17 protein-coding genes are annotated in these 24557 nt (G+C 56.6%); 10 read left to right on the top strand and 7 right to left on the bottom strand.

Translation table 11 applies throughout. From position 1 onward, the window contains the following. The first annotated feature begins 23 nt into the window (after window positions 1-23). Window positions 24-1241 (top strand): serine hydrolase, encoded by a 1218-nt coding sequence (locus IOB61_RS05370; protein ID WP_290813327.1) that lies wholly within the window; start codon window positions 24-26, stop codon window positions 1239-1241. Here IOB61_RS05370 and IOB61_RS05365 read toward each other — a convergent pair. After that, on the bottom strand, window positions 1199-1783 hold the full coding sequence (locus tag IOB61_RS05365; RefSeq protein WP_290813324.1) for an AAA family ATPase: 585 nt from the start codon (window positions 1781-1783) through the stop codon (window positions 1199-1201). The two genes, IOB61_RS05370 and IOB61_RS05365, sit on opposite strands and share 43 nt — an antisense overlap. Window positions 1784-2009: 226 nt before the next feature. Between IOB61_RS05365 and IOB61_RS05360 the strand changes: the two genes are divergently transcribed. Next, window positions 2010-4787: a TonB-dependent receptor gene (locus IOB61_RS05360; RefSeq protein ID WP_290813322.1), complete on the top strand. Its 2778-nt coding sequence runs from the start codon at window positions 2010-2012 to the stop codon at window positions 4785-4787. A 66-nt stretch (window positions 4788-4853) separates the two neighbouring features. On the opposite strand, the gene IOB61_RS05355 is transcribed toward IOB61_RS05360, so the two are convergent. From IOB61_RS05355 to IOB61_RS05335, 5 genes are all read right to left on the bottom strand, one after another. Next, on the bottom strand, window positions 4854-5267 hold the full coding sequence (locus tag IOB61_RS05355; protein WP_290813320.1) for a DUF1330 domain-containing protein: 414 nt from the start codon (window positions 5265-5267) through the stop codon (window positions 4854-4856). Further along, complete coding sequence (locus IOB61_RS05350) at window positions 5264-6160, bottom strand: haloalkane dehalogenase (RefSeq protein WP_290813318.1); 897 nt, start codon at window positions 6158-6160, stop codon at window positions 5264-5266. Before IOB61_RS05350 ends, IOB61_RS05355 begins: the two co-directional genes overlap by 4 nt. A 129-nt stretch (window positions 6161-6289) precedes the next feature. Next, window positions 6290-8668 carry a TonB-dependent receptor gene (locus IOB61_RS05345; protein WP_290813315.1) on the bottom strand — a complete coding sequence of 793 codons (2379 nt, stop codon included), beginning with the start codon at window positions 8666-8668 and terminating at the stop codon, window positions 6290-6292. Window positions 8669-8786: 118 nt separating this feature from the next. Next, window positions 8787-10118, bottom strand: coding sequence for a HAMP domain-containing sensor histidine kinase (locus IOB61_RS05340; RefSeq protein ID WP_290813312.1), 1332 nt, complete (start codon window positions 10116-10118; stop codon window positions 8787-8789). Beyond that, window positions 10100-10834 carry a response regulator gene (locus IOB61_RS05335; RefSeq protein WP_290813309.1) on the bottom strand — a complete coding sequence of 245 codons (735 nt, stop codon included), beginning with the start codon at window positions 10832-10834 and terminating at the stop codon, window positions 10100-10102. Before IOB61_RS05335 ends, IOB61_RS05340 begins: the two co-directional genes overlap by 19 nt. Window positions 10835-11008: 174 nt before the next feature. Here IOB61_RS05335 and IOB61_RS05330 point away from each other — a divergent pair, with 174 nt between their 5' ends. Next, complete coding sequence (locus tag IOB61_RS05330) at window positions 11009-11488, top strand: DUF3617 family protein (protein WP_290813306.1); 480 nt, start codon at window positions 11009-11011, stop codon at window positions 11486-11488. Between the two features lie 11 nt (window positions 11489-11499). Here the strand turns inward: IOB61_RS05330 and IOB61_RS05325 are convergent, their stop codons facing one another. Then, a complete protein-coding gene (locus IOB61_RS05325; protein ID WP_290813303.1) occupies window positions 11500-12642 on the bottom strand; it encodes an ROK family transcriptional regulator in 1143 nt (380 codons plus the stop codon). Between the two features lie 144 nt (window positions 12643-12786). Between IOB61_RS05325 and IOB61_RS05320 the strand changes: the two genes are divergently transcribed. From IOB61_RS05320 to IOB61_RS05290, 7 genes are all read left to right on the top strand, one after another. After that, window positions 12787-15246 (top strand): TonB-dependent receptor, encoded by a 2460-nt coding sequence (locus tag IOB61_RS05320; RefSeq protein WP_290813291.1) that lies wholly within the window; start codon window positions 12787-12789, stop codon window positions 15244-15246. A 114-nt stretch (window positions 15247-15360) separates the two neighbouring features. Then, the gene (locus IOB61_RS05315) at window positions 15361-16599 is read left to right on the top strand and encodes a DUF4147 domain-containing protein (RefSeq protein ID WP_290813278.1); all 1239 of its coding nucleotides are present in this window, start codon (window positions 15361-15363) and stop codon (window positions 16597-16599) included. Continuing rightward, window positions 16596-17858: a trehalase family glycosidase gene (locus tag IOB61_RS05310; RefSeq protein ID WP_290813266.1), complete on the top strand. Its 1263-nt coding sequence runs from the start codon at window positions 16596-16598 to the stop codon at window positions 17856-17858. The genes IOB61_RS05315 and IOB61_RS05310 overlap by 4 nt, the downstream gene beginning before the upstream one ends. Before the next feature lie 8 nt (window positions 17859-17866). Next, the gene (locus IOB61_RS05305) at window positions 17867-19120 is read left to right on the top strand and encodes an MFS transporter (RefSeq protein WP_290813254.1); all 1254 of its coding nucleotides are present in this window, start codon (window positions 17867-17869) and stop codon (window positions 19118-19120) included. Between the two features lie 96 nt (window positions 19121-19216). Then, window positions 19217-20104 (top strand): ROK family protein, encoded by an 888-nt coding sequence (locus tag IOB61_RS05300; RefSeq protein WP_290813244.1) that lies wholly within the window; start codon window positions 19217-19219, stop codon window positions 20102-20104. Between the two features lie 211 nt (window positions 20105-20315). Then, entirely contained in the window at window positions 20316-22808 is a 2493-nt protein-coding gene (locus tag IOB61_RS05295) for a TonB-dependent receptor (protein WP_290813235.1), read from the top strand. 182 nt (window positions 22809-22990) lie between these two features. Further along, the gene (locus tag IOB61_RS05290; protein WP_290813232.1) at window positions 22991-24511 is read left to right on the top strand and encodes a tryptophan halogenase family protein; all 1521 of its coding nucleotides are present in this window, start codon (window positions 22991-22993) and stop codon (window positions 24509-24511) included. Window positions 24512-24557 lie beyond the last annotated feature (46 nt).

Here is a 24557-nt window from a genome sequence, read left to right as displayed (position 1 = left end):
GAGCGCACCATGAGGGGGATGATTTGACGAGCAAAGCGCGACCCGTTTTTGTTGGGGCTTTGGCCATGGCCCTTGGTCTGGGTGTGGCCATCATGGTGTCATTCTGGCTGGGCAGTTTGCGCGCCGGTTGGAAGGAAATCAGATGGCAAAGTTTAGGGTCACCTGCACAAGCTGCCCGCGTCTTACAGGCAGACCTTGATCGCGAAACTAAGGCCAATCCAAATATTCCCGGCCAATTGCTGTATGTCCATGTCCCCAGTCTCGGTTTAGATCGAACTTTCGCGTCAGGCCCTGATCTGCGTACCGATGATGATGTGCGCGTGGCCTCCAATACGAAGCCGTTTGTGGCGGCCATGGCGTTGCAATTGGTTGAGGCTGGCAAGCTCGAGTTGTACGGACCTATTGACCTTGGTCTCTCGCCAAAGGTCAAATCCATGATGCTGCAGAATGGCTATCAGACCGATACCCTTACTTTAAGCCAACTTCTGAACCACACATCCGGTGTGCCTGACTATATGTCGGTTCCGGTTTTCCGAGCTCTGGCGTTGGGGCCCACTGCCTATGGGCTGTCGCCACATTGGACAGCGGAGACTGAAATCTGGTTCGCGCTTACTTTTGGCCAGAAGGGCCAAGTCGGGGAGTCTTTTCGATATTCTGATACAAATTATCTGATTGTGGCTGATATGATAAAGCAGGCTACCGGTGCCCCTACAATTGGGGCTGCGGCGCGGAAAATGTTGAATTGGAAGAAATTGGGGGCTGACGAGACCTATTGGGAAGCAATGGAGCCAGAACCAGCAGGGACTCGCCGTATCGTGCAATATCGTGGGGCAATCAAAGATTCAGACCTTGATGTCTCCTTTGACCAATATGGCGGCGGCGGTTTGGTGATGAGTATGGATGATCTCGGCCGTGCGACCCGGGCAGTCGTGCGTGGTGACGTTTTTGCCAATCCAGTCGCAACCCGCAGCCTCATGCACATACCGGGTCCAGATGGATCGGCGGGTGGCTATGCCCATGGTCTACAGCCCGTGATGCTGCATGGCGAAACATGTTGGGGTCATGGAGGATTTTGGGGCACATCGGCCTTTCACTGTCCGAGACTCGATGTCACGGTGGCTCGTTCAACCGGCCAGACCAACGCATTCCCCAGTTCGGGCGACGGCGTAAGCCCACTATCGACTTTGATCCTAGCCGCTCAAGCAGCAGAACGCGAAGTAGCCAAAGCCACCAAAGACTGATGGGCTTGATCAATCTCATAGCGGGTCGTGCAGCGCAGGACTTCCCCGCCTTGGGCTCGGATTTGTCGGCCAATCTCCACATAGCGCGGGCGGCGCGCTTGGTGGGTTGCCCATGCCCAACGAATGGGATGTTCGGCTTCCAAAAGGCGCGGCCAATCCTCGCGGCAGCCGGGAAAGACATCCGCATGGGAACTGGCGCGCTGCACAGACCGGCGTATCACTTGGGCCATCACAAGCCATAAAGGCAGATCCAGCCAAACCACATGCGTGATCCGCGGCAGCACGATAGGGCGGGTAATGGCATAATTGCCCGCGAGAACCCAGGCATCTTGCGAGGTCGCAGCCCGTACATCAGCCAAAAATGCCTCGGGCTCTTCATTCGAACGATCATACCAGCCAGGCCGCCAATTCATCTGGTCCAGCTCCAGATGCGCAATGCCGGCCGCCTTGGCCAGTCTTTCGGCAAATGTCGATTTGCCGGAACCACTTGTTCCGATCACAAGAACGCGTGGGCCTGTACGGGTTGATGTGGGTGCGGGCATGATTGGCTGGCTTTCAAAGGCGCGATCAAAAGGGGGGAGGGCTTTAGCCTAAACGCAGGCCACACGCACGCTTTAAGGTCACACCCTTTGGGCGATCCATGATAAGGATCACGTTTCTGTGATAAGCTTTTCACAAAACTGACGCTGGAACGACGTCAGCTTGTCACGCCCCAGCTTTATTCGCCGCCCCGGAAACAGGTGCTGTGCGCCTGCGGAGGGGATTCCGATGACAGTTTATGTGACGCGTGCCGCCTTGATGGGCGCTGTTGGTTCTATTGCTTTGTTGACCGCTGGTGGCGCGTCGGCGCAGTCCGTGGCGGCAAATAATGAGGCCGCACCACAAGCAGCGGAGACAATTGTGGTTCGCGGCAGCCGCCCGATCTTTGAGTCTGACCGAGCTGCCCTGCAAGTTCAGCGCAATGCCCCAGCTCTTGTGAGCGTCTTGTCTGCCGACGAAGCGGGCCGACTGGCAGACCAGAACATTGCCGATGCCGTTAGCCGATTGCCAGGGGTCGCAGTCGAGAAGGATCAGGGGCAGAGCCGCTATGTGAACCTGCGCGGTCAACCCCGTCGTTGGGTCACTTATTCAATCGACGGCATGAGCGTAGTCTCCCCAGAGGGGCGCGACACCCGTTTTGACAATATTCCAACCGCGATTGCGAGCCAAGTCTCGGTCAATAAAGCCATTACGCCGGACATGTCTGGCGACACAGTTGCCGGCAATATCAATATCCGCACGCGTTCGGCTTTTGATTATCGTGGGCGCCGGATCACCGGCGGTTTGTCGCTCGGCCAAGTCGAATTGGGTGGCGGGCGCGAGATTGATGCGTCGCTTGTGGTTGCAGACCGCTTCTTTGATGGCAAGCTTGGCCTGTTGGGGCAAGTTTCCTTCTATGAGCGCGAGATGGTGACCGACAATTGGGAAACCGACCCTTATCTGCGTCCTGGCAGTGCCACCTCTGGAATCGACCGCCGTCCGGGCTCAGAGACCCGCCGTTGGGCTCGCGAGCATGAGAATAAGCCCTATCGTTTGACCCGCGGCAATATCTCTGGCTCTATTCGCGCCGACTTCCGTCCCAACGAACAAGACAGCTTCTTCGCACAATCCGTATACAGCCAATTCACCGATATTGAGCTGCGGAATAATTACATCTTCCGCCTCGACAATGGCGCAACCAACACCCCAACAACCGCCTGTCCAACGGTGGCGGCACCCATCACCACCAGTGCAGCCAATGATATCTGCACCGGCAATCTGCCAAATAAAGGCACCGTCTATGGCGTCCAGATGAACTGGAACTTCCGGACGGGCGATATCAAGGAATATATCTTCACCAATACGATCGGCGGCAAGCACGACCGCTTTGGCTGGAATCTGGACTGGCGTTTGAACTTTACAGAGACAGAAGACGGTCAGGATTTGACCGGAACGCCTTCCTTCCAAAGCCCTACCACCGTCACCTCGCGGCCTACGGTTGACTATGATTTCACCGATGTGCGGAACAACACGGTCCGTCTGTTCAATACAGTCTTGACCGGCACGACACGCTCTAAGGGCAGTGCCGTCAGCAGTGTTGAAGCATTCCCCATGCTGTTCACGGACATTATTGATGCAGAGGGCGGCGACCTGACGGCGGCTTGGACGGGCAAATTTGACGCCAGCCGCGATATCACTTTGTTTGGTGCCGAAGCGGTTCTCAAGGTCGGTGGCCTCTATACCACGCGCGACAAGAAGCGGCGACTAACCCAATATCGCGCCCGGGCTGCCGACTTTACCGCCGCCGGTCTTGCTTTGCCCACCTATAACGACATTGCCATCGATACGCCCTTTAAGGGCAAATATGCCCTTGGCTATACATTCCGCTATTATTCTGGCGATAAGGTTGGCGATCTCATCCAAAGCTTGAAGGATCGCCGCATCGGCTCTTACCAAGACGGGTCTGGTGAATATTTCGAAGTGACCGAGGATATTGCCGCAGCCTATGCGATGGCGACAGTGAAGCAGGATTGGGGCAGTGTTGTTTTTGGTGGCCGACTAGAGCGCACGGAGAATACGTCAAAGGCGCTCCCCCTCATTGGCGGTCGGCGCGTCCTGACACAGCTCAAAAGCGACGACACGCTTTTTTATCCCAGCGTCCATGTGAATTATGATCTGAATGAGGAAATGAAGGTCCGCCTCAGCCTCAATAGCGGGGCTGCACGTCCCGATTTTGATGATTTGGCGGCCAACTTCTCGATCGATGATGCCCCAGGCACCATCACTGGCGGCAATCCAGATGCTAAGCCTGAAAAGTCCATCGGCTTTGATGCCTATTTTGAATGGTACATGAAGTCTCAGGGCTATTTCCAAATCGGCTTCTATTACAAGGACATCAAGGACGCGTTGTTTACGCAAAGCGGCACATTTGGCAGCACAATCCTCAACACACCGGACCGCGACCGTTCTGGCTATAATTTCACGACGGTGCGTAATGGCGGCGATGGCAAGCTCATGGGCGTTGAAGTCGCCTTCAATCACACGATTGAGGAATGGGTTGGGTCGATGAACGGGCCTGATTGGCTCGAAGGCTTTGGTATTCGCTTGTCAGCCAATTTCAATGATAGCGAGATCAATGTTCCCGCCGTTGGAACCGCACCTTTGCGGGTTGTTGATCTTCCAGGTGCCTCAGATCTCGTTACCAATGTCGGTCTGACCTATGAGAAATATGGCATTTCTGCCCGCATCGCCTATCAATACCGCACCAAATGGCTGCAATCGGTGGGTGGCTATGCCACCGTCAATGGGGTCCTCGTGCCAGATGGCAATGGTGACATTTATTGGAACGATTCTGAAAGCCTGTCGGTCTCGGCCCGCTATCAGCTGAACGACCATCTCGAATTGACCTTTGATGGCATCAATCTGGCCGATAGCCCAGGCCGCCGCTTTGCAGATAGCGAACTCTATCCGATTGAGTATGAGACCTTTGGGCCGCGCTATATGCTGGGCGTTCGCTTCAAATACTAGGGCACACGACCCGCTCTTTGCGTTTGGCTTAGGGCGGGTCAGCTTTGGCGGATGGGTAGACCTATCTCAGCCGCCCATGGGCTTGGTACGTATGTTCAACTGACCGGCAAGTCCTGCCATGCGGTGCACTTCGATGGCTTGATACTCTGGTGATTGCACCATCGCCAACATCGCCGCGCGCGAGGGATATTCGGCAATCGCGACCATATCCCAAAGCTCTTCAACTTGGCCGAGCATCAGATCGGTGACCATGCCGGAAAAGCGGGTCTTGCCGCCGACGGCTTCCACACAGGCCACCACCGCCATGCCATAGCGCAGATAGGCTTCCCGGCCCGTAAGATCGGGCTCTGCGCCATCAGGATAAGTCGCTTTGTCTTTGAACTTCAGCAAATTGACCATGCAGAAGGGGCCATCCTCCACGCCTCCAAAAAACTCGGCAGCACGCTCTGGACTTGGGAAGACTTCATGGATCACATTCATGGGGAAACCACTTTCAGGATGGAGACGACAAAACCTTGTGGGTCATCTTCCTGAATGAAGTGACCCCCGCGCAAGGTGGTGTGGGGTTGATTGGCCGTGCCTGGGACCCGGCCGATGAACAGGCGCTGTCCGCCCCGTGTGACAGGATCGCCATCACTGAAGCAGCACAAGAACGGCTTTTCCCAAGTCTCAAGCACCTTCCAAGCCTTCACTTGGTCGGGCACGGCCACATTGTCGCCAATGGGCACGAAGGACGGGAAAATGCGCGCCCCTGCCTTGTAACGCGCGTTTGGGAAGGGCGCGTCATAGGCGGCGATCTCATCGGGCGATAAGGTTCGTTTTGTCCCCGCTTGGACAATCTTGCCAATCGGGAAGATGGGGCTGAATTGAGAGAAGGCCCGCCAGATCTTGAAGGCGGCCGGCCCATTTTGCCCAGCGGGAAGCCCGCCATTGGACAGAACGACACCAGCAAAGCGCTCTGGCATTTCAGCCAATAGGCGCAGGCCGATCAGCGATCCCCAATCTTGGCAAACCAAGTAGATATTCTTCAAGTCGAGGGCCTCGAGCCACAGGCGCATCCATGCGACATGGCGGGCATAACTATAGTCTTTTTTGGACACCGGCTTATCCGAGCGGCCAAAGCCGATGAGGTCCGGGGCGATTGCCCGCAAGCCTTGAGCCGTAACCGGTCCAATCATATGGCGGTACAAATAGCTCCAAGTCGGCTCGCCATGCATCATCAGCACAATTGGGGCTTCACGCGGGCCTTCATCGACATAGTGCACGCGCAGCGGTGTTTGGGTTTCTGGATCCTTGATGGTCACATAGCGGGGCTGGAAGTCAAAATCCTTCACGGCCTCAAATGCCGCTTCCGGCGTGCGTAAAACCTTCAAGCCCACTCTCCAAATGATACCTGGATTATTATTGACATGCATCGTGCCATAATATTCCCATGGCGTCAATTGGCTTGTCGATCAGCCAACCTCAGTGCCCTGTTCGGGCACTGAGGCACGGGTCGCCGACTAAAACTGCTTCTTCAAGCTGAGCTTAAAGCTGCGGCCTTCTGGTTCAAGGAGTGCGCTTTGGTAGGCCGTTGGCACGAGGCCTGCCGAATTGGTGACCTTCCGCGCACTATCGGTTAGATTGTTGATTTCGAACCGCACTTGCGCCCCGTTCAAGAAGGGGACAGCCATATTGAGCTGTGGCATCAGATCAGTTGAGGCGAATAGTGAGAGGTCTAAGGTCGCCTGATCCTCGACAAAGAGACGTTCTGCACCATACCCGGTTGCGATTTCGCTTTCGCCCTTCCAGACGGCTGCGAGACGTCCACCAATCCCACGATAATTGAGCCCGCCATCGAGCGTCAGTTGATGCCTGTGCCCCATCTCGGTGTCGAGTGCGTCGCCCTCCAGCAAATCAAGCTTCACGCCACTATTCTTTAAAATGAGGGTGTCATCGAGCGTATAGGCATAGTTGAGACCGATATTCCAACGCCCACCGGGAATTTTGGCTGCCTGCATGAGTTGGTTGAAATCAGGTGGTGTGCCCCCGGGCGGTGGTTTGAACCCGGGCGGGGGCGTAATGCCAGGTGGCAGGCCGCCGGGCAAAGTGGTGGCGTCTGGGTTTTCCTCCTGTGCTTTTTGAACTTTCGCGACAATGTCCCGCAAGAACTGCGGGGCTTGGCCAAAGTTGCGGCTGTAAGACAGGCCAAAGCTGAGGGTCTCGGTCTCACGGTCCCCGAGATTGAGGGCGCGTGTGTCCTGCCCAATTAAGGTTCCGGCACTAGTGCGCTGATAGCGGCTGGAGAAGGCCGTCTCCGCAGCGCGCGTATTCACCCCGATACTGCCGATATAATCCTCGGTCTTGTTGCGCGCATAGGTCAAAGACAGGTTGAGGCCTTCAATCTGAAGCGGTGCGAAGGTCGCGCCCAAGATAAAGTCCCGTTGCTGCTCTGGCAGAAGGGTGCCATTGCCGCCGCGCGTCTCGTCCAGCCGCACGCTCTGGCCCGTTCGGGCATCATATACCGAGGCAGAAGGAATGTTGGTTTGGGGTCCGCCCAATTGCTCCAGCGTGGGAAGCTTTTCGCTGGTGCTATAGCGTGTGGTGATCTGAAGTTCCGTATTAGGCGACCAGTTGAGACCAGTACCCCATCCGCCCGAGCCCCCAAAGTCGCTGCTGCTGGCAAGTGCCCCATTGAGGGTGAGGGAGACATCTCCTAACGGGTTTCCAGCTGTTTTGCGACTGGCGAGGGGAATGGTGAAACTGCCACTTAACTCCAGTTTCGTGCGGTCGATGTCTTCAGCTCCAGCCTGCAAGCCGCGTTGATAATCCGACTCAAGCTTTTCGGTGGAGGCCTGAGTTCGCACATTAAAGGCACCGGTTCCAGCCGGTAGACCGGGCACGGGCCCTGCCAAGGTGCCGTCGAATGACGCGCCTTTGAGTTGTTGATTTGTGCGGTCGCGCGCGCGGCCGTCCGCCCGGTCTGTGCGTGTGGCTTCATCTTCCGAATAAGCCGAAACAATCGTATTCCAGCGGCGATCCTTGACGATCCCTTCAAGGGTTACGGAAGCTTTTGCCTTGGTCGCCTCGTAATCGCGCGCCAATTGGGCACCGGTTGACGCCCGCGACAGGATGGATTGGCTTGTTTCAGATTGAGCGTCGACGCCCAAGGTCGCATAGCCTTGCTCGCCTAAACGCCCAACTGTGCGACCAATGGCACCGGAAAAGCGATAGGTCTCCGTCTCAGGCAGGATACTCCGTATACTGGGTATTCCGCCGGGGGATAAGGACAGCCCTAAATCCTCCTCGCTGACGCCAGAGGCCTTTTGCGCATCAAAGCTATAGACCGACCGGCCATTTGTATCGATCTTGGTGCTGTCGAGCACCACATCATAAGTCTCGCGTTCTGCGTCTGCAGATTGGCCGATGCCTCCCGTAATGCCGGTAATTGAGAACTTGCCGAACAGGATCAGATTGACGACCTTCTGATCTGCCGGGAAGCCGTAGCGCAGCGCGACGTCTTCAGGATAAACTTCGACCCGACGGATCGCACGGACAGGGATGGCGCGGATTTCACTAAAGTCTGCTACCCGTCGGCCGTTCACCAACAGGATCGGCTTGTTATCGCCCCTGCGGACGCCGCTTTGGGTTTGGGGGAGGAGGGTTACCAAAAGTTCGGGGAGTGTGGTGGCACCCGTGGTGCGTATTTCAAATGTGCCCACCACCAGCTCTGGCTTAACATCGCCCGGCACGCTTTCGGGCAGGCGCGATCCGCGCACAACCACGACTTCCATCGCAGGGTCTGCCTGTGGGACCGCGGGCGTTGATTGTGCCGCGCTTAAGTTTGGGAGGCCTAACGACACGCAAAGTGCCGTTGAGGCGAGGGAGGTTGCAAGTTTCATCAGACCATCTCTTTTTTCTTAGGGGGAGGAATGGTCTTGTCTTTAAATCAAGCCCTTGGGCGATGTGCGTCAAGGCTTTGTTTAAGTGTGACAAACTGTGTCACCGCTGTTTTGGGCCTCAGCGCGGATCAAATAGGAGGCGCATGATGGTGCCGCTTTCGCCCATGCGGTTCTCCGCGACGAACTGGGCTTTGTGGCCTTCGGCAATCGAGCGGACGATGGCAAGGCCAAGGCCAGTACTGCCATCGGCGCTGCGCGCTTGGTCTCCGCGCACAAAAGGCTCGCCGGGGGATTGCAAGACTTCTGGCGGGAGGCCTCGCCCCCAATCTCCAATCTCAACGACAGGTCGCGGGTCTGCCGAAACTTTGACGTGGACAGGGCCAGAGGTATGGCGCAAGGCATTATGGACCAGATTGCGGATTGCGCGCACCACATCATTTGGCCTTGCAAGGATTTTGGCCTGCCCATCCCCGACCACGGTCAGCCGGCTTGCGGCGCTGGGATCAGCCTCCTTGAGTCCTGCGACCGCCTTTTCAACAAGCTCATCAAGGCTTGCAAGCTGAGTGGGTGGGGCGGCCAACTCACTGCGCGCTAGAAACAGCGCGTCTTCGACAACGCGCTCAATCTCCCGCACCGATTCCCGCAAGCGGTTGCGCGACTCCTCATCTTCGACCAGTTCCAGCCGGATGCGCATGGCAGTCACAGGCGTGCGCAAATCATGACCCAAGGCCCAGAGCGTGGCTCGTTGGCGGTCCAGCAATTGGCCGATCCGCTGCGCCATACGGTTGAAGGCCCCTGCCGCAATACGCAATTCTAAAGGTCCGCGCACCGGCACCGTCTCAATCTGCGCGCTCTGGCCGATACGTTCGGATGCTGCCGCAAGCTTTGTTAAGGGCTGGGTCATCCGCCCGATCAGAAAGCTGGTCCCAAAGGTGATCAATATGCCAGAGATGAGGGTCGCAATCAGGGCCGCCAAGGGGGGCGGCAAATCCGGTTGAATACGAACCAGGATGAGGAGCGGCGCTTGGTCTTGCGGCCGGACAATAGCGGCGACTTCCGGCCCACCACGCTGCACTTGCTGAAACAAGTCGCTGAATGTGAAGGTTGAAATCCGGGGAATAAAGACACGCAAATCTTTTGCCCCCGCCGAGGCCTTGATCTGATCGGCCAGCATAGGCGCTTCTTGCCAAACCTCGGGCTTGGCTTGCCATCCATCTGCGGGGCGAACGCTAAAGGTTTCGTCCAAGCGCAGGGCTTCACCCCGCTCTAAAGCAGCAACAATGGGGGTTAAGCGGGCCGTGGTTTCAACATCGACGATGGTGCGGATGATTTCATTGCGGTCACCAAAGAAGAAGACCACCGTGAGAATATTGGAGAGGATGACCGCCAGAATGGCGAGCCCCCCGACCTGCATCGCCAGCGTGGAGCCAACTAGTTTTCGTCCGACCATGTTACGGCCTCCGCGAAGACATAACCGCCGCCCCAGATGGTTTGGATGAAGCGCGGGTTTTTTGGATCGTCGCCGAGCTTCTTTCGAAGGCGCGAGATTTGGGTGTCGATCGCCCGCTCGCTGATATCAAGCCCGTGCACGCTGGAGAGGTCCAGCAATTGGTCGCGTGAGAAGGCAATGCCGGGTCGTTGCACGAGGACTTGCAACAAGCGCGCCTCGGTCGAAGACAGAAGGAGATGGGCTTCTCCCTCACGCTGCAGGCGAAATTGGGTCGGACTGAAAGACCAATCGCCAAACTGCGCCTTTTTCATACTGCCCGTGACGCTGCCCCGCGGCGGCTGAACGGCGCGTCGGATAACCGCATCAATCCGCGCCAGAAGCTCACGTGGGTTAAAGGGTTTGGGCAAATAGTCATCGGCCCCAATTTCCAGCCCGACAATGCGGTCCACATCTTCGCCGCGCGCCGAGATCAAAATGACCGGTGGCGACTGGCTGGGAATGAGGGATTTACAAAAGGACAGGCCATCTTCGCCCGGCATCATGATGTCGAGTACGATCAGATCAAACCGATTGACCTTCATGGCTTCGCGCGCAGCCGCGACAGACTCCGCGGTGGTAACCCGCCGACCATGGCGACGCAAAAAGGCGCCGAGGCTGTCTCGAATTTCGCGATGATCATCCACAATCAAAATGTGGGGGGTCTCAGGGGTGATCATGGCAGCGGGTTCCAAGTCGTGACGTCATATTCCCCCCTTCACCCCAGATTGCCCCCAGATTCAATTGCCTTGTCACAGATTGTCACAATCTTGGGCCCAGACGCCAGAGCTTGTCACCCAAGGCTTTGGGCTCTGCGCTAAGCTTTGAAGGTCTTTATAGGAAAGGCCTGAACCATGTTTGCTTTCTCTTTTTCCAAGCCGCGCCTTCAAGCGAGCTTGGCCATTCCAACGCTCCTGTTCCTAATGGCAGCTGCACCTGTGACGCCCCCGCCAACAACCCAGATGGTCCCGCATCTCATGGCAGGCCAATGGCAGGTGAGCCAAAGTATGAATATGGGCCCCGATGCCGATCAGATCCAAACCCGTACCGCCTGCTATTCGGACGCCAACCTCCAGACCGACGCTATGGCCCCGTTTAAGCCTGAGCCGCCGCCAGGGCGGGAGGCGGTAAAATGCCAGACCCAAAATGTCGTAATTGAAGGCGATTGGATCCGCTTTGAAACCCGCTGTGCCATGCCCTTTGGCACGATGGTGACAAGCTGGCAGGGCAATTTTGCCGATGAGGACTTTATGGTTGTTGGGCGCGCTCAATTCTTGCGGCGCATCATCGAGACTAAAGTGAGTGGCAAACGGTTAGGCGCGTGCCCAAAATAGCCAGAACGCGCTCACACCATGCTGGCGAAGAATTGCTTCTCAAGCGGCAACATCGCCGCGCCAATCGCGCAGGCATCGACTTGGGTTTCAGACAGGAGGAGCTTGGGCAATGGCCGAGGCTCCTCCCGCCGCGCATCATCATAAAGTTCGATCATCGGAATGATCTTTTCTGAAAGCTCAGCTGGAAGCCGTCCCCCAAGGACGATTGCCTCGGGGTCCAAAAGGGCAGCAATTGAGGAGGCGATCAAGGATAAGGGGTCGCGTGACCGCTCGATCCACTCGTCCACGCCCGGCCAACTTGCATCAAAGCGCGCCAGCATTTCTGAAATGCTGGAGACGTCGATCCCCTTGTCGCGGATCGACGCCAGAAGGGTCTCGAGCGTGGGCAGCTCAAACATATTGCGCGGAAGGATCAAGCCGATCTCGCCCCCATTGCCATGCATGCCGCGCAAAAGCTGATGGTTGGAGATCACGCCGCCACCGATACCGGCGGCGATGAACACATAGACGAAATTGGCATAGCGCCGACCGACGCCCAATAGGCTTTCCCCGATGGCTGCTGCATTGCCATCATTCTCCACCCAAGCAGGTAGACCCAAGGCTTCAGTAAACAGCCGATCAATATCCACCATCGCCCAATCGTCGAGCGCGGTTGGCGGGTTGTAGCGGGCCCGTCCATCCAAACTATAGCCCGATATCCCAATCCCCACCCCAAACAAGCGGTCCTTCGCGCGGGGGTGGCGGTCCAAAAATCCGCTTACGGTTTCGTCCAATTGAGCAAACACGGCGCTGCGGCTCATTTTGGGCATTTCGACATAATGATAGTCGACGACTTGTCCGGCAAAATCCATCAATAGAACGGACATAGCATCGGTCATCAGCGCGACACCCAGCGAATAGGCATAGCTTGGGGCGATCTCGAGTTTTAGCCGTGGCTGACCGCGCTTGCCATTGGGGATGCGCCCGCCCAATTGAACCGCACCCCGCGCCAACAGACCATTGACCAGGCGCGAAACAGTCTGCTGTGACAAATCCGTTGCCGACACGATGTCGGGCTGCGCCGCACCCTTGTTGCGCAAAATATGGCTCAAAATCGCCATTTCGCTGTCCGAAGGCAGCTCAAATTGGTCGCGAGGCAGGAACTTTGAGATCATGCCCGACAGTTTGGCCCGAAGTTTCTCGGAGTGCAACTCACCAACCGCTGAATAATACTTGTCATAAGTTATATTCCTGCTAGTCTTAAAACATTCATGAACAGTTGGGGTCTTTGCGGAAACCCAACGACGGGGAGAGAAACTATGAAATCAACGTCAAAACTGGCGATCGCTTTGGGCAGCGTGTCGCTTTTCGCCTTTGCACCGATGGCTTGGGCCCAAAACCAAACCCAGACTCAGTCGACTGCCTCCGAGCCGGAGAAGGAAGTTGACGTCGTGATCGTGACGGGTACCAGCCGCAGCCGTGTGGCTTTAGACACGCCCTTGGCCGTAACCCAATTGAACGCACAAAGCCTGTCGCGTCTGTCCTCGGGCGGCCAAGCCGATATCTTGAACTCTGTCCCAACCATCAAAGCTGATGGTGGCGGTGGTGAAGTTGCGGCCAATATTTTCGTCAAAGGTCTGCCATCGGGCGGCCAATACCAATTCACGCCCCTCATGTATGACGGCATCACCGTCCTTTCGAGCTTTGGCCTGAACTCGTCTGCCTATGACGTCTATTACCGCAACGATTTGGGCGTTCAGCGCCTGGAATTTGTGCGCGGTGGTGTGTCCAACCTGTTTGGCCCAGGCTCGGTTGCGGGTCTGATCAACTATATCAGCAAGAAGGGTGGCGACACCTATCAGGGCGTTGCCCAAGTCGAAGTGGCCGAAGAAGGCCGGGTCCGGGGCGATTTTGCTGTCAGCGGCCCAATCAGCGAGAACCTGTTCTATTCCGTCTCTGGCTTCTATCGCAGCGATAAGGGGCCATTGGACACCAATTTGGACACGGTCGGTGGCCAGATTCGTGGCAATCTCGACTATCGCTTTGGCGATGGCAGCGGTTCGGTCACCTTGTCGGGTCAATATATCGACGATCAAGCGCAATTCTATCTGCCCATTCCTCTGAATGGTGCCACGCGTGAGCGCTTGGTTGGCAATGACGGTCAGATCGTGAATTCGGTTCAGAATGATTTCGGGCCTAGCCTCGGTTTCAGGACCCCGACCGGGAATTTCGTCTCTGAGATTAACGATGGTGTGGCAACCACCGGTGGCCTGATCGCTCTGTCCTTTGACAAAAGCTTTGGCGATTCTGGCTGGGCGGCCAATGGCAAAGTTAAATACAGCGACTACAAGCATAAATTCGGTCTGTTCTCTGACGGTGACGGCGTAATCAACGTGCCCGAAACCCTGCAAAGCTTCTTGACCAATCGTGGCCTTGGTAGCACCGCCAATGCGAACTTCACCTATGTTGGTGGGGGAACAGTTGCGGCCAACGCGCTTTTGTTCGCCAACCGCTTCACCGATCGCGTGCGTCCAGCAGAAGACTTCACCGCTGAGATCAATCTGACCAAAGGGTTTGTGACTGGGGCTTTGGATCACAGCATTACGCTGGGTGCGTTCTACGGCAATGCGAGTGCGGATGATTATAACGTCACCACCACGTATCTGGCCGAGCTGAACAACCGCCCTCGCTTGGTGAATTTGGTCGTTACCAATGGCGCGACCCAAACCATCGTATCGCGCAATGGTCTTTTGAACGCCGGTGCTGGTTATGTGAACAACCGCCATGAAGCCGAGCGCTATGCCGGCTATTTTGCAGACCAGATTAAGATTGGCGAGAAATTCAACCTCGATATTGGTTTCCGGGTTGAGAAGCTTACCGGCAATATCAGCCGCGAACGGACCTCTGTCGTAGTGACCGATTCCACCACAGCCAATTTGTCGACCGCTTTGCGCGATGTCATCTGGGGCAATGGTGCGTTCACCAAGGGCAAAGTCTCCACCACCGAGTGGGCAGGGGCTATTGGCGGTCTCTATAAGGCAACCGACCGGGTCAGCCTCTATGCGAACTTCTCGCGCGGCTATTTCTTCCCAGAATTGCGTTCGGTGTCGTTCAACTCTCTGTTCCAGCCTTCGTCTTTCAAAGCCGAAATCATCAATCAGGGCGAAATCGGTCTGAAGATGAATATGAAGCGCGTGTCTTTGACACTCGCAGGTCTTGCGACCAGCTTGGACAATCGCCGCCAAGTCTTGTTCGTCAATGATGGTGCGGGTGGTTTCATCGAGCGGGTCAATCTGGTCGGGACTGAATCCTATGCTGTCGAAGGCACGATTGATTACAAGATCACCTCGAACTTGCGCTTCAGCGGCAACATGACTTTGCAATCGAACCAATATAGCGCGTTTGATTCCAATACGGCTCTGATTGGCAAGGATGTCGAGCGTCAGCCAGGCTTCTTGTATAATGCTGGCCTCTATTATGATGACGGCAAGTGGGACGCCTCACTCTTCACCAATTTCACCGGGTCCAACTATACCGCCTCCAGCAACACAATTTTGTTGGATGAGTGGAACATCGTGAATTTGGATATGGGCTATACCCTGCCAATCGGCAACCAAAGCGCGCGCTTCAGCCTCAATGTCTATAACCTCTTGGATGAGGATGCTGTGACTGAAGGCTCGCCCCGGCAGGACAATAACCAAGCGGCGAATGGTGCTTTCTTCGTCGGCCGTCCGGTTCTGCCGCGCCGCATCATGGCACGCGTAACCTACAGCTTCTAAAGCTGCCAATCCAAGACGTGCAGGGCAGGGCGCAAGTCAGGCCTTGCACGTTTTCCTTCCAACCGCTTCCTTGATGGAAGCCTTATGGCTTTTGGCTGGGGAGGAGCACGCATCATGACCTATCGCACCGTCCTGACCGACTATTTTGCTGCCGCGATTGCTGCCGCAAGTCCTCGTCTTGCCTTGCCGCCGGCCCTGCCTAAGGGGTTGGTCAAGGGCAAAACCTATGTTTTGGCCTATGGAAAAGCTGCCGCTGAGATGGCTTTGGTTGCGGCCGAAACCCTAGACGGGCCGATCACGGGGCTTGCTGTCACGCGGCATGGCCATGGTGTGGATCTCAGCCAGACGGGCATTGAGCTGATCGAGGCCCGCCATCCTGTTCCCGATGATTACAGCCTGCAAGCTGGCACCAAGATGCTGGACTTGGCTGCGACCGCTGGCCCTGATGACCGCGTGATCTTTCTGGCCTCGGGCGGTGGTTCGGCGCTTTTATGTGCGCCCGCTGACGGCATTAGTTTGGCAGAAAAGCAGGCCATGACCGATGCCTTGGTGCGCTCGGGTGCACCCATTCAGGACATTAATCTGGTGCGCCGTCACTTGTCCCGGGTTAAGGGTGGGCGCCTGGCCGCACTTGCCGGTGCCCGCGGGGCAGAGCTTTACACCTATGTGATTTCCGATGTGGCGGGCGATGATCCTGCCTTGGTTGCATCTGGCCCCAGCATCGCCTCAACGTTTTATCCTGACGGCGCTTTGTCGGTTTTGCGAGCAGCCAGTGTCGATGTTCCAGAGGCTGTTCGTGCAGCCATCCTCGCCAATGAGCCGAGCCCAGTTCCCACCCATCCCGTCAAAGTCATCGCCACCAATGGCGACGCCTTGGCCGCCGTTGAGGCCCGCGCCAGAGCCGATGGCTGGAACATTATTGACGCGGGCAAAGCCTTGACGGGTGATGCCGCAAGCTGTGGCAAAGCCCATGCGTTGCGCGCCCAATTAGTTGCCCGCTCGCCCGGTCGGCACCTGATGATTTCAGGCGGGGAATTGACGGTCACCAAAGCCCGCAAGGATGGGCAGGGTGGGCCAAATCTTGAATATTTAGTGGGCCTCATGTCGGCCTTGCCGCGCACGGCCAAGATTGAAGCTTTGGCTGGCGACACCGATGGCATTGATGGGACGCAGGATAATGCCGGGGGCTATTTGCACGCCTCTTGGGTGCCCCAAGATGAAGCCCTCCACGCCCTAGACTCAAACCGGACCTACCCCCTCGTCGAGCGATTTGGTGGGCTGATTATGACTGGGCCGACCCGAACCAATGTGAATGATATTCGCCTGATTGCCATTGAAGGAGCTTCCACGTGACGCAAGACCTGTCTCAAACCGCCCAAGAGATTCTGCGCCGCAATGATCGCGGCGGCTATACCGTGCCAACCCATGGGCTTTATCCCTATCAATGGAATTGGGACTCGGCATTCGTGGCTTTAGGCTTTGCTGAGTTTGATCGCGATCGCGCGTGGCAAGAAATTGAGACTTTGGTCTCGGGCCAATGGGAAGATGGCATGATCCCCCATATCATCTTTCACAAGGATGATCCGGGCTATTTTCCAGGGCCTTCTGTGTGGGCGACCGGGAAAACCCCGCCCACCTCGGGCATTACCCAACCCCCTGTTTTGGCGACCATCGTGCGCAAACTCTGGGAAGATGAGGGCGCAGACCCCACCAATCCGCGCATGATCGCGCTCTATCAGGCCTGCGTCAAAAGCCATCGCTGGTTCCACACCTATCGCGATCCTTTGGGCAATGGCCTTGTGATGGTGACCCATAATTGGGAGACGGGCAGAGACAATAGCAGTGAATGGGATGACGCGCTCGCACGTGTCGATACGTCCGGCGTCGGCACCTATCAGCGCCGCGATACGGGCCATGTGGATGCGGCTATGCGGCCTACCGCTGTGGAGTATGACCGCTATGTCGCCATCCTGCAGTTTGGCCGCACGTCTGGCTGGAACCACCGCGAAATCGCCGACCATGGCCCCTTCCGCATGCTGGATGTGGGTATGTCGATGGAATTATTGCGCGCCAATCGCGACCTTTTGGTCTTGGCGCGCGCACTACACGATACCGAAGTGGTGGCAGAGCTGGAGGCCCGTATCGCTCTATCAGAAGCGGGAATGGACTGGCTTTGGTATGAGGGCGTTGGGGCCTATTGCTCGCGCGATGTGGTCACGGGTGAAAGTTCTGGCCTTGTGACCAATGCCAGTTTCCTCGCCTTTTATGCCGGGGTGGGAACGCAGGCACAAAGGCAACGCCTGATCGCCGCGTTAGAGCGCATGACCAAAAGCGCGACCTATCTGGTACCCAGCTTGGAAGCTGGAAGCCGCGCCTATGATCACAAGCGTTATTGGCGTGGGCCGATCTGGCTGGTGGTTAGCTATATGGTCGCCCAAGGTCTTGCCGAAGCAGGCCATGACGATTGGGCCGAACGCATTCGCACCGATTCTCGTAAGCTGATCGAGCTCTCAGGCTTTTATGAAAGCTTCAGCCCAGAGACGGGTGCGGGGTCTGGTGGACCAGACTTTTCTTGGACAGCAGCCATGTGGCTGGCTTGGTGTGGAAAGTGAGGCAGAAAATGACCGAAAAGCAACTCAAGCCAGCGCCCGACAATTATCCGTGGATCCTGATCGCCCTCCTCTGGATGGTGTCCTTCCTCAATGCGGCCGACCGCTCCATCCTCAATTCCGTCAAACCCTTATTGCGCGACGCATTCGGCCTGACAGATGTGCAATTGGGAATTATCGATACGACCTTTTTCTGGACCTATGCCGTCTGTGCCTTTGTGTTTGGCCGGATGGGCGACAGCGTCCGACGTCGCCATATGATTATTTTCGGCCTCGTCTTCTGGAGCATGGCAACCGGGATCATGCCATTGGCAACGGGCTTTGCCATGTTGCTCGGCATGCGGACTTTGGTCGCAATTGGGGAGTCGACCTATTATCCAACCGCGACCGCACTCATCAGCTCGTGGCATAAGCCCAGTGTGCGCAGCCGCGCGCTGTCGATCCATCAAACCGCCGTTTTCGCTGGTGGTGGCATTGGGGGTTGGGTGGCTGGTAAGCTTGCCGACCACCACGGCTGGCCCGCACCCTTCATCGTATTTGCCGCGCTTGGCTTTGTCGTCATGGCGATTTTGTTCAAATATTTGCGCGATGATGCACCCGGCGAGCCCGTCGTTAAGGACGAGAAGAAGGCAGAGCCGATTGGGATCATCTTTAAAAATCCTGCCGCTCTCTTACTATGCTTTGTCTTCTTTCTGGCCACCTCGGCTTCATCGGGCGTTTTGAACTGGTGTAACACCTATGCGCACGACGAATTGGGCCTGAACTTAGCCGATAGTGCCTTGGTAGGCCCAGTGATGATTACAACAGCTGGCTTCTTCTCGGTTCTGGTTGGTGGCTTTATGGCCGATAAATTTGCGGCGCGCAGCCCCATTGGCCGCTTCACCGTTTTGGCGATTGGGTTGGTATTTGCAGCCCTCTTTCTCGTGCCATTCCCTTGGGTTTCAAACGCGACGGCGGTGGGGCTTTTGTTGTTCGCAACCAGCTTTGGCAAGGGCCTGTTTGACGGCTGTATCTATGCGGCCATGCATGATGTGATGCCACCGGAAGCCCGTGCGACGGCAGCTGGCCTGATGACCATGCTGGGCTTTATTGGGGCAGGGATCACCAGTTTCGCTTTGCCGGCCATGGCGGTCTATACCGGCCTTGCCGCGGGCTTTGCGATGATGGCAGGTCTTTATGCGATCGCCGTTGTTGCGCTCATCTTTGCCCGTCCTCTGCTGCGGCAAGCGGTTGCAGCGCAAGCCAATGGGTCGGTCCATGCATAAGTCCCTGCAATCGGTTTCGCAGGCGACCCTTGTCAGCGGCTCATTTCCCGCTAGAGGGGGAAGCCGCAAGCGCCCCATCCCAAGAAAGGCAGATTCGTGAGCAAGTTCGGCGGTATTGATGCGGGAGGGACCTCATGGCGCTGTGCCATTTTCGACGGCAAGGACAAAATCCTGTCGCGGACGGCCTTTCCAACCACAACGCCAGACGAGACGTTGGCGCGCGCAATAGCCTTTTTTAACGGCCATAAGGACCAGGGCTTGGCCGTCAGCCATATTGGCATGGCCTGCTTTGGCCCCTTGGCCGTCAATCCTGCCAGCCCACGTTGGGGCCATATTTTAGCTACCACCAAGCCGCATTGGTCGGGTGCGGATGTTGCAGGACATATGGCAGCCGGGACGGGGTGTCAGATCGCCTTGGAGACCGATGTGACGGCAGCGGCCTTTGCCGAACGGGCATGGGGTGCGGGTCAGGGTCTTGATGATCTTGCCTATGTCACGGTCGGCACAGGCATTGGCGCGGGCATCATTTTGGGCGGCAAAGCGGTCTGGGGCACGATGCACCCTGAGGCTGGGCATATGCGCGCCCCGCGACATCCCGACGACCTGCAGTTTAAGGGCGTTTGCCCCTTCCATGGCGATTGTATTGAAGGCCTAGCTTCTGCCCCGGCCTTGCTGGCGCGCTGGGGGATGGATGCGTCTGAATTGCCAGATGATCATCCTGCTTGGGATATTGAAGCCCATTATTTGGCGCATTTGGCAGCCAATCTGGTCCTGACCACCGCGGTCAAGCGCGTCATTTTTGGGGGTGGCGTGATGGCCCGTGGCGGGCTGGTAGAGCGGGTCGCCACCAAGGCAAAAGCCCTCATCGGCCCCTATGGGACGGCTGCTCCCGGCGAAGGCGGTTTTGATGTTGTGGGTGCCGGATTGGGGCTAGACTCAGGTCTTCTGGGCGCTCTTTGGTTGGCCGAACAGGCACAATCCTAGTCCAAGAATCGCCCTTTTTGCGGCCTTACTCGGCGAAACTGGCCCGGTAGCTATACAAAAAACCTAACACTGTCAGAGACTAAGAAAGTTTGTGACGCTTTTTATGCAATGGATTGCATTATCGTTCTTGCAATCCATTGCATAGGTGGTATCAAAAAGGTCAGGCAGGCCATCAGAGCCTTAGCTATAAACAGACACTGGGAGTTAAGACATGAAGGTTGCCCAATTCTCTAATTGCGTTTCGGCGATTGCGCTGGTTACCGCGCTCGCAGCCGGTGCGCCTGCCATGGCCCAACAGGCCGCAGCAGCGCCTGCAGAGCCTGAAGGCTTGGAAGTCGTTATCGTGACCGCTTCGGGCGGTAATCGCACCCAAATCAACAGCTCGGTCTCGGTGACCACGGTCAATGCGCAAGTCATTGCAGACTTCAAGCCAAGTTCTGAATCCGAATTGCTTCGGATGATCCCAGGTATTCAGGTCGCGGGTACCGCTGGCCCAGGCGGTAACTCCAACATCGCCGTCCGCGGTCTTCCTGTTGCCACCGGGGGTTCGCCCTTCGTGCAGATCCAAGAAGATGGCCTGCCAACCGTTCTGTTCGGCGACATCCAGTTTGGTAACAACGATTACTGGACCCGCTTTGACGCCACCGTCGCCAATGTCGAAGGTGTTCGCGGCGGTTCGGCTTCCACCTATGCCTCGCAAGCTCCCGGTGCGGTCATCAACTACATCTCCAACACGGGTCTGCAAAAGGGCGGCTATGTGCAGTGGAACACCGGCCTCGGCTTTGATGAGAACAAGTTGGACTTCCGCTATGGCGGCCCGATTAATGACTCGACCCGCTTCCATGTTGGTGGCTTCTACAAAAAGGGCAGCGGCCCCTTGGACGCTGGCTATGACGTCAGCAATTCCTACCAAATCAAGGCCAATCTGACCCACGATTTTGCCGACGACAAAGGCTTTGTGCGGGTTTTGGTGAAGATCGCCGATACGCAAGAGCCAAACTATACCGGCTCGCCAGCTCTGGCCACGATCAATGGTTTGGAAGTTTCCAACATCAAGCCATTCCCCGGCTTTGATGGCCGCAAGGACTCCAACTATTCGGTCTATAACAAAGACTTTTTGATCTTTAACCGCGATGGCGTGCTCGAGCGCGTCAAAATGGACGGGATCACCACCAAGGCGACCTCCTTGGGCGGTCAGTTGCGCTACAATGTGAATGACAATTGGAGCGTTGATAACAACTTCCGTTGGACCGATATGAGCGGTGGGTTTGCCTCGCCCTTCTTGAACGTCGCCACCCGCGCCAGCGTCATTGGTTCGGTCATCAGCCGCCCAGGTCTGCCAAATGCAACGGTTGCTAGCATCCGTTACGCCGCGGGTCCCCGCGCCGGTCAGGTATTCACCGACACCTATGTCGACAATAACGTGAATGTCCGCACCAATATTCGCGACATTGGCAGCACCGCTAACGATTTCAAACTGACCGGCAAATATGACACCGGCTTTGGGGCGGTTACGGCACGGGTTGGCTATTTCTACATGAAGCAAGACATCGCCATGGACTGGCATGTCAACAAATCGCTTCGTGAGTTGAGCGGCAATAATCCTTCGCAATTGGATCTCTTTGATGCGGCTGGCAACAAACTGACCCAAGAAGGTATTTCGGGCTATAACAACAATTGGGGCGATTGCTGCGCCCGCGATTACGACCTGTCTTACACCAACACCGCGCCCTATATCGCGTTGGAATTGGATGCAGATAAGTTCGCACTCGATGGCTCGGTCCGCTTTGAATCGGTTGAAGCACGCGGCACCACGGTTGCTGGCGGTCCTGAATTCCTCGTCAATTCTGGCGGCGTTCAAATCACCACCATTCGTGCCAATGGCGCACGTGAGCGGCTGAACTATACCCGCGACTATACCTCTTGGTCGGTTGGTGCCCTCTACAAAGTCAATGAAGACACCAGCGTCTTTGTTCGTCGCTCGAAGGGTGGCCGCTTCAATGGTGACCGCCAAACCGTCAGTGGCAAGATCAATGCCGATGGTTCGCTCACCCAAGCTGGGCGTACCGCTTCGGTTGACTTCGTCAATCAAGACGAATTGGGCGTGAAGAACCGTGGCGAATTGGCTGGCGGCCGCTACACGCTGGAATTCACCTTGCTGCAAGGCGATTTCAAGCAGAGCACGTTTGAATTGTCGGCAACCCGTTGCCCCGGCGGTTCGGGCGGCTGCGTGATCGACGCCAAATATGAGTCGAGCGGTGCTGAAGCCTATGCCACCTATCGCAATGGCCCATTCTCGGTGATCGGCAATGCCACCTATTCGAACGCGAAAATCTCGCGTCCCAATAGCAGCGGTGTCTCGGGACCATTTACCCGCGCGCCTGGCATTCCTGATTTGAGCTTCACGGTCGCGGCCAATTATGACTTCAGCGACAAAGTCACCTTGGGTGTCAGCACCACGGGCCAAACCTCGTCGATCGACGATGCTGGCCGTGAATATCCAGGTGGTGCAATCGTGAACGCAACGGCGAAATATGCCATCAAGGAAAACATCGAACTCAGCCTCTCGGCTTACAATTTGTTCGACAAGTTTGACTTGCGCGGCAATGGTGGCGTGGCAAACGCCGCTGTGAACCCCGTCGTCATCAGTGGCAACCCAGCTTTGGGTCGTACCCTGACGGCAGCGATCCGCTACACCTTCTAGAGCCTGGCTCTCAAGGTGAAAGCTGCCGAGGCAGAGGCTTGAAACCAGACTTGGTTTCAAGCCAATGCTAAGAACAAGATGAGGCTCCCTTCAGGGCAGGGAGTTTGATAGATGGGGCTGGACGCAATTGCTTTCAGCCCCATTTGTTCGACTAAGCTGAAACGCTGGATCAAGGAGGCGTTATGACCCCATCATCTGATCGACGCATCCGCTCCATCGTCATTGTTGGCGGTGGGTCTGCTGGCTGGATGACCGCCGCAGCTTTGGCCAATACGCTGAAACAGGATTGCGACATCAAGCTTGTTGAATCCGAACTGATCGGGACAGTCGGTGTGGGCGAGGCCACCATTCCACCGATCCGTACCTTCAATGACATGTTGGGGATTGATGAGCGCGAATTTGTTGCCAAGACCAAGGGCTCTTTCAAGCTCGGCATTGAGTTTGTGAATTGGGGCAGTCAGGGCAATCGCTATTTCCACCCCTTTGGACCACATGGCAGGGCCTTTGACATTGTCGGTCTGCACCATTTCTGGCTGAAGGCCCGCGAAGCGGGGGACACAACCTCGTTTGACGACTTCTCCATGGCGTGGGCCTTGGCCCAACGTGGTCGCTTTACCCGCCCAAGCCCCGACCCCCGACAAGTCATGTCGACCTTTGACTATGCCTATCATTTTGATGCAGGCCTATATGCGCGCTTGCTGCGCAATTATGCCGAGACCCGGGGCGTCACCCGTCATGAGGGCAAAGTTGTCAGCGTTCGCCAACATAGCGAGACCGGCTTTGTTGAAGGCGTGACGCTAGAGAGCGGACTGGAACTAACAGGCGATCTCTTCATCGATTGCTCTGGCTTTCGTGGCCTCTTGATCGGCGAGGCCCTCAAAGTGGGCTATCAAGATTGGACCCATTGGCTGCCGTGTGATCGCGCCGTGGCCATGCCGTGCGCCAAGGTCGGCGACATGCTGCCCTATACACGCTCCACCGCCTGCGAAGCAGGTTGGCAATGGCGCATTCCGCTGCAGCACCGGACGGGCAATGGCTATGTCTATTGTAGCAAATTTATCTCCGACGAAGATGCCGAAGCCTCGCTGCGCGCCAATCTCGACGGCGAAGCTTTGGCTGGGCCTAATAAGTTGCGCTTTACCACCGGGCGGCGTGACAAGTTTTGGGAAAAGAATGTGGTGGCCATTGGCCTGTCCAGCGGCTTTTTGGAACCCCTTGAATCCACCTCGATCCATTTGATCCAAGCCGGCATTTCAAAGCTGCTTGCCCTCTTCCCGCAGCGCGACTTTGATCCGCTCATCGTGGACGAATATAACCATATTGCAGCTACCGAGTTTGAGCGTATCCGCGACTTCTTGGTCCTGCACTATAAGCTCACGACCCGGGATGACAGCCCGCTTTGGCGCTATTGCGCCAGCATGGACATCCCCGACACGTTGAAGCTGAAAATTGAACACTTCCGGCGCTATGGGCGCCATATTGCCCGCGATATGGATTTGTTTGGTCAGCCAAGCTGGCTTGCGGTCCATATTGGTCAAGGCAATATCCCCCAAGACGTCGACCCCTTGTTTGACTTCCGGGGGACAGATGGCCGCGATTATTTGGGCAAGCTCAAGGCCGCCATGGTGGCAAGTGCTGAAAACGTGCCGACCCACCAAGCCTTCGTCAATCAACATTGCGCGGCAGAAGGGGCGGTTGCTTAAGTGACCTTTCTCTGCCGCCATTTACCATCACCTGTGTGATGACCAA

Origin of the sequence: Aquidulcibacter sp. (genome assembly GCF_020253525.1) — a bacterium.
Classification (GTDB): domain Bacteria; phylum Pseudomonadota; class Alphaproteobacteria; order Caulobacterales; family Aquidulcibacteraceae; genus Aquidulcibacter.
This window is presented reverse-complemented; position numbering and strand designations above follow the sequence as displayed.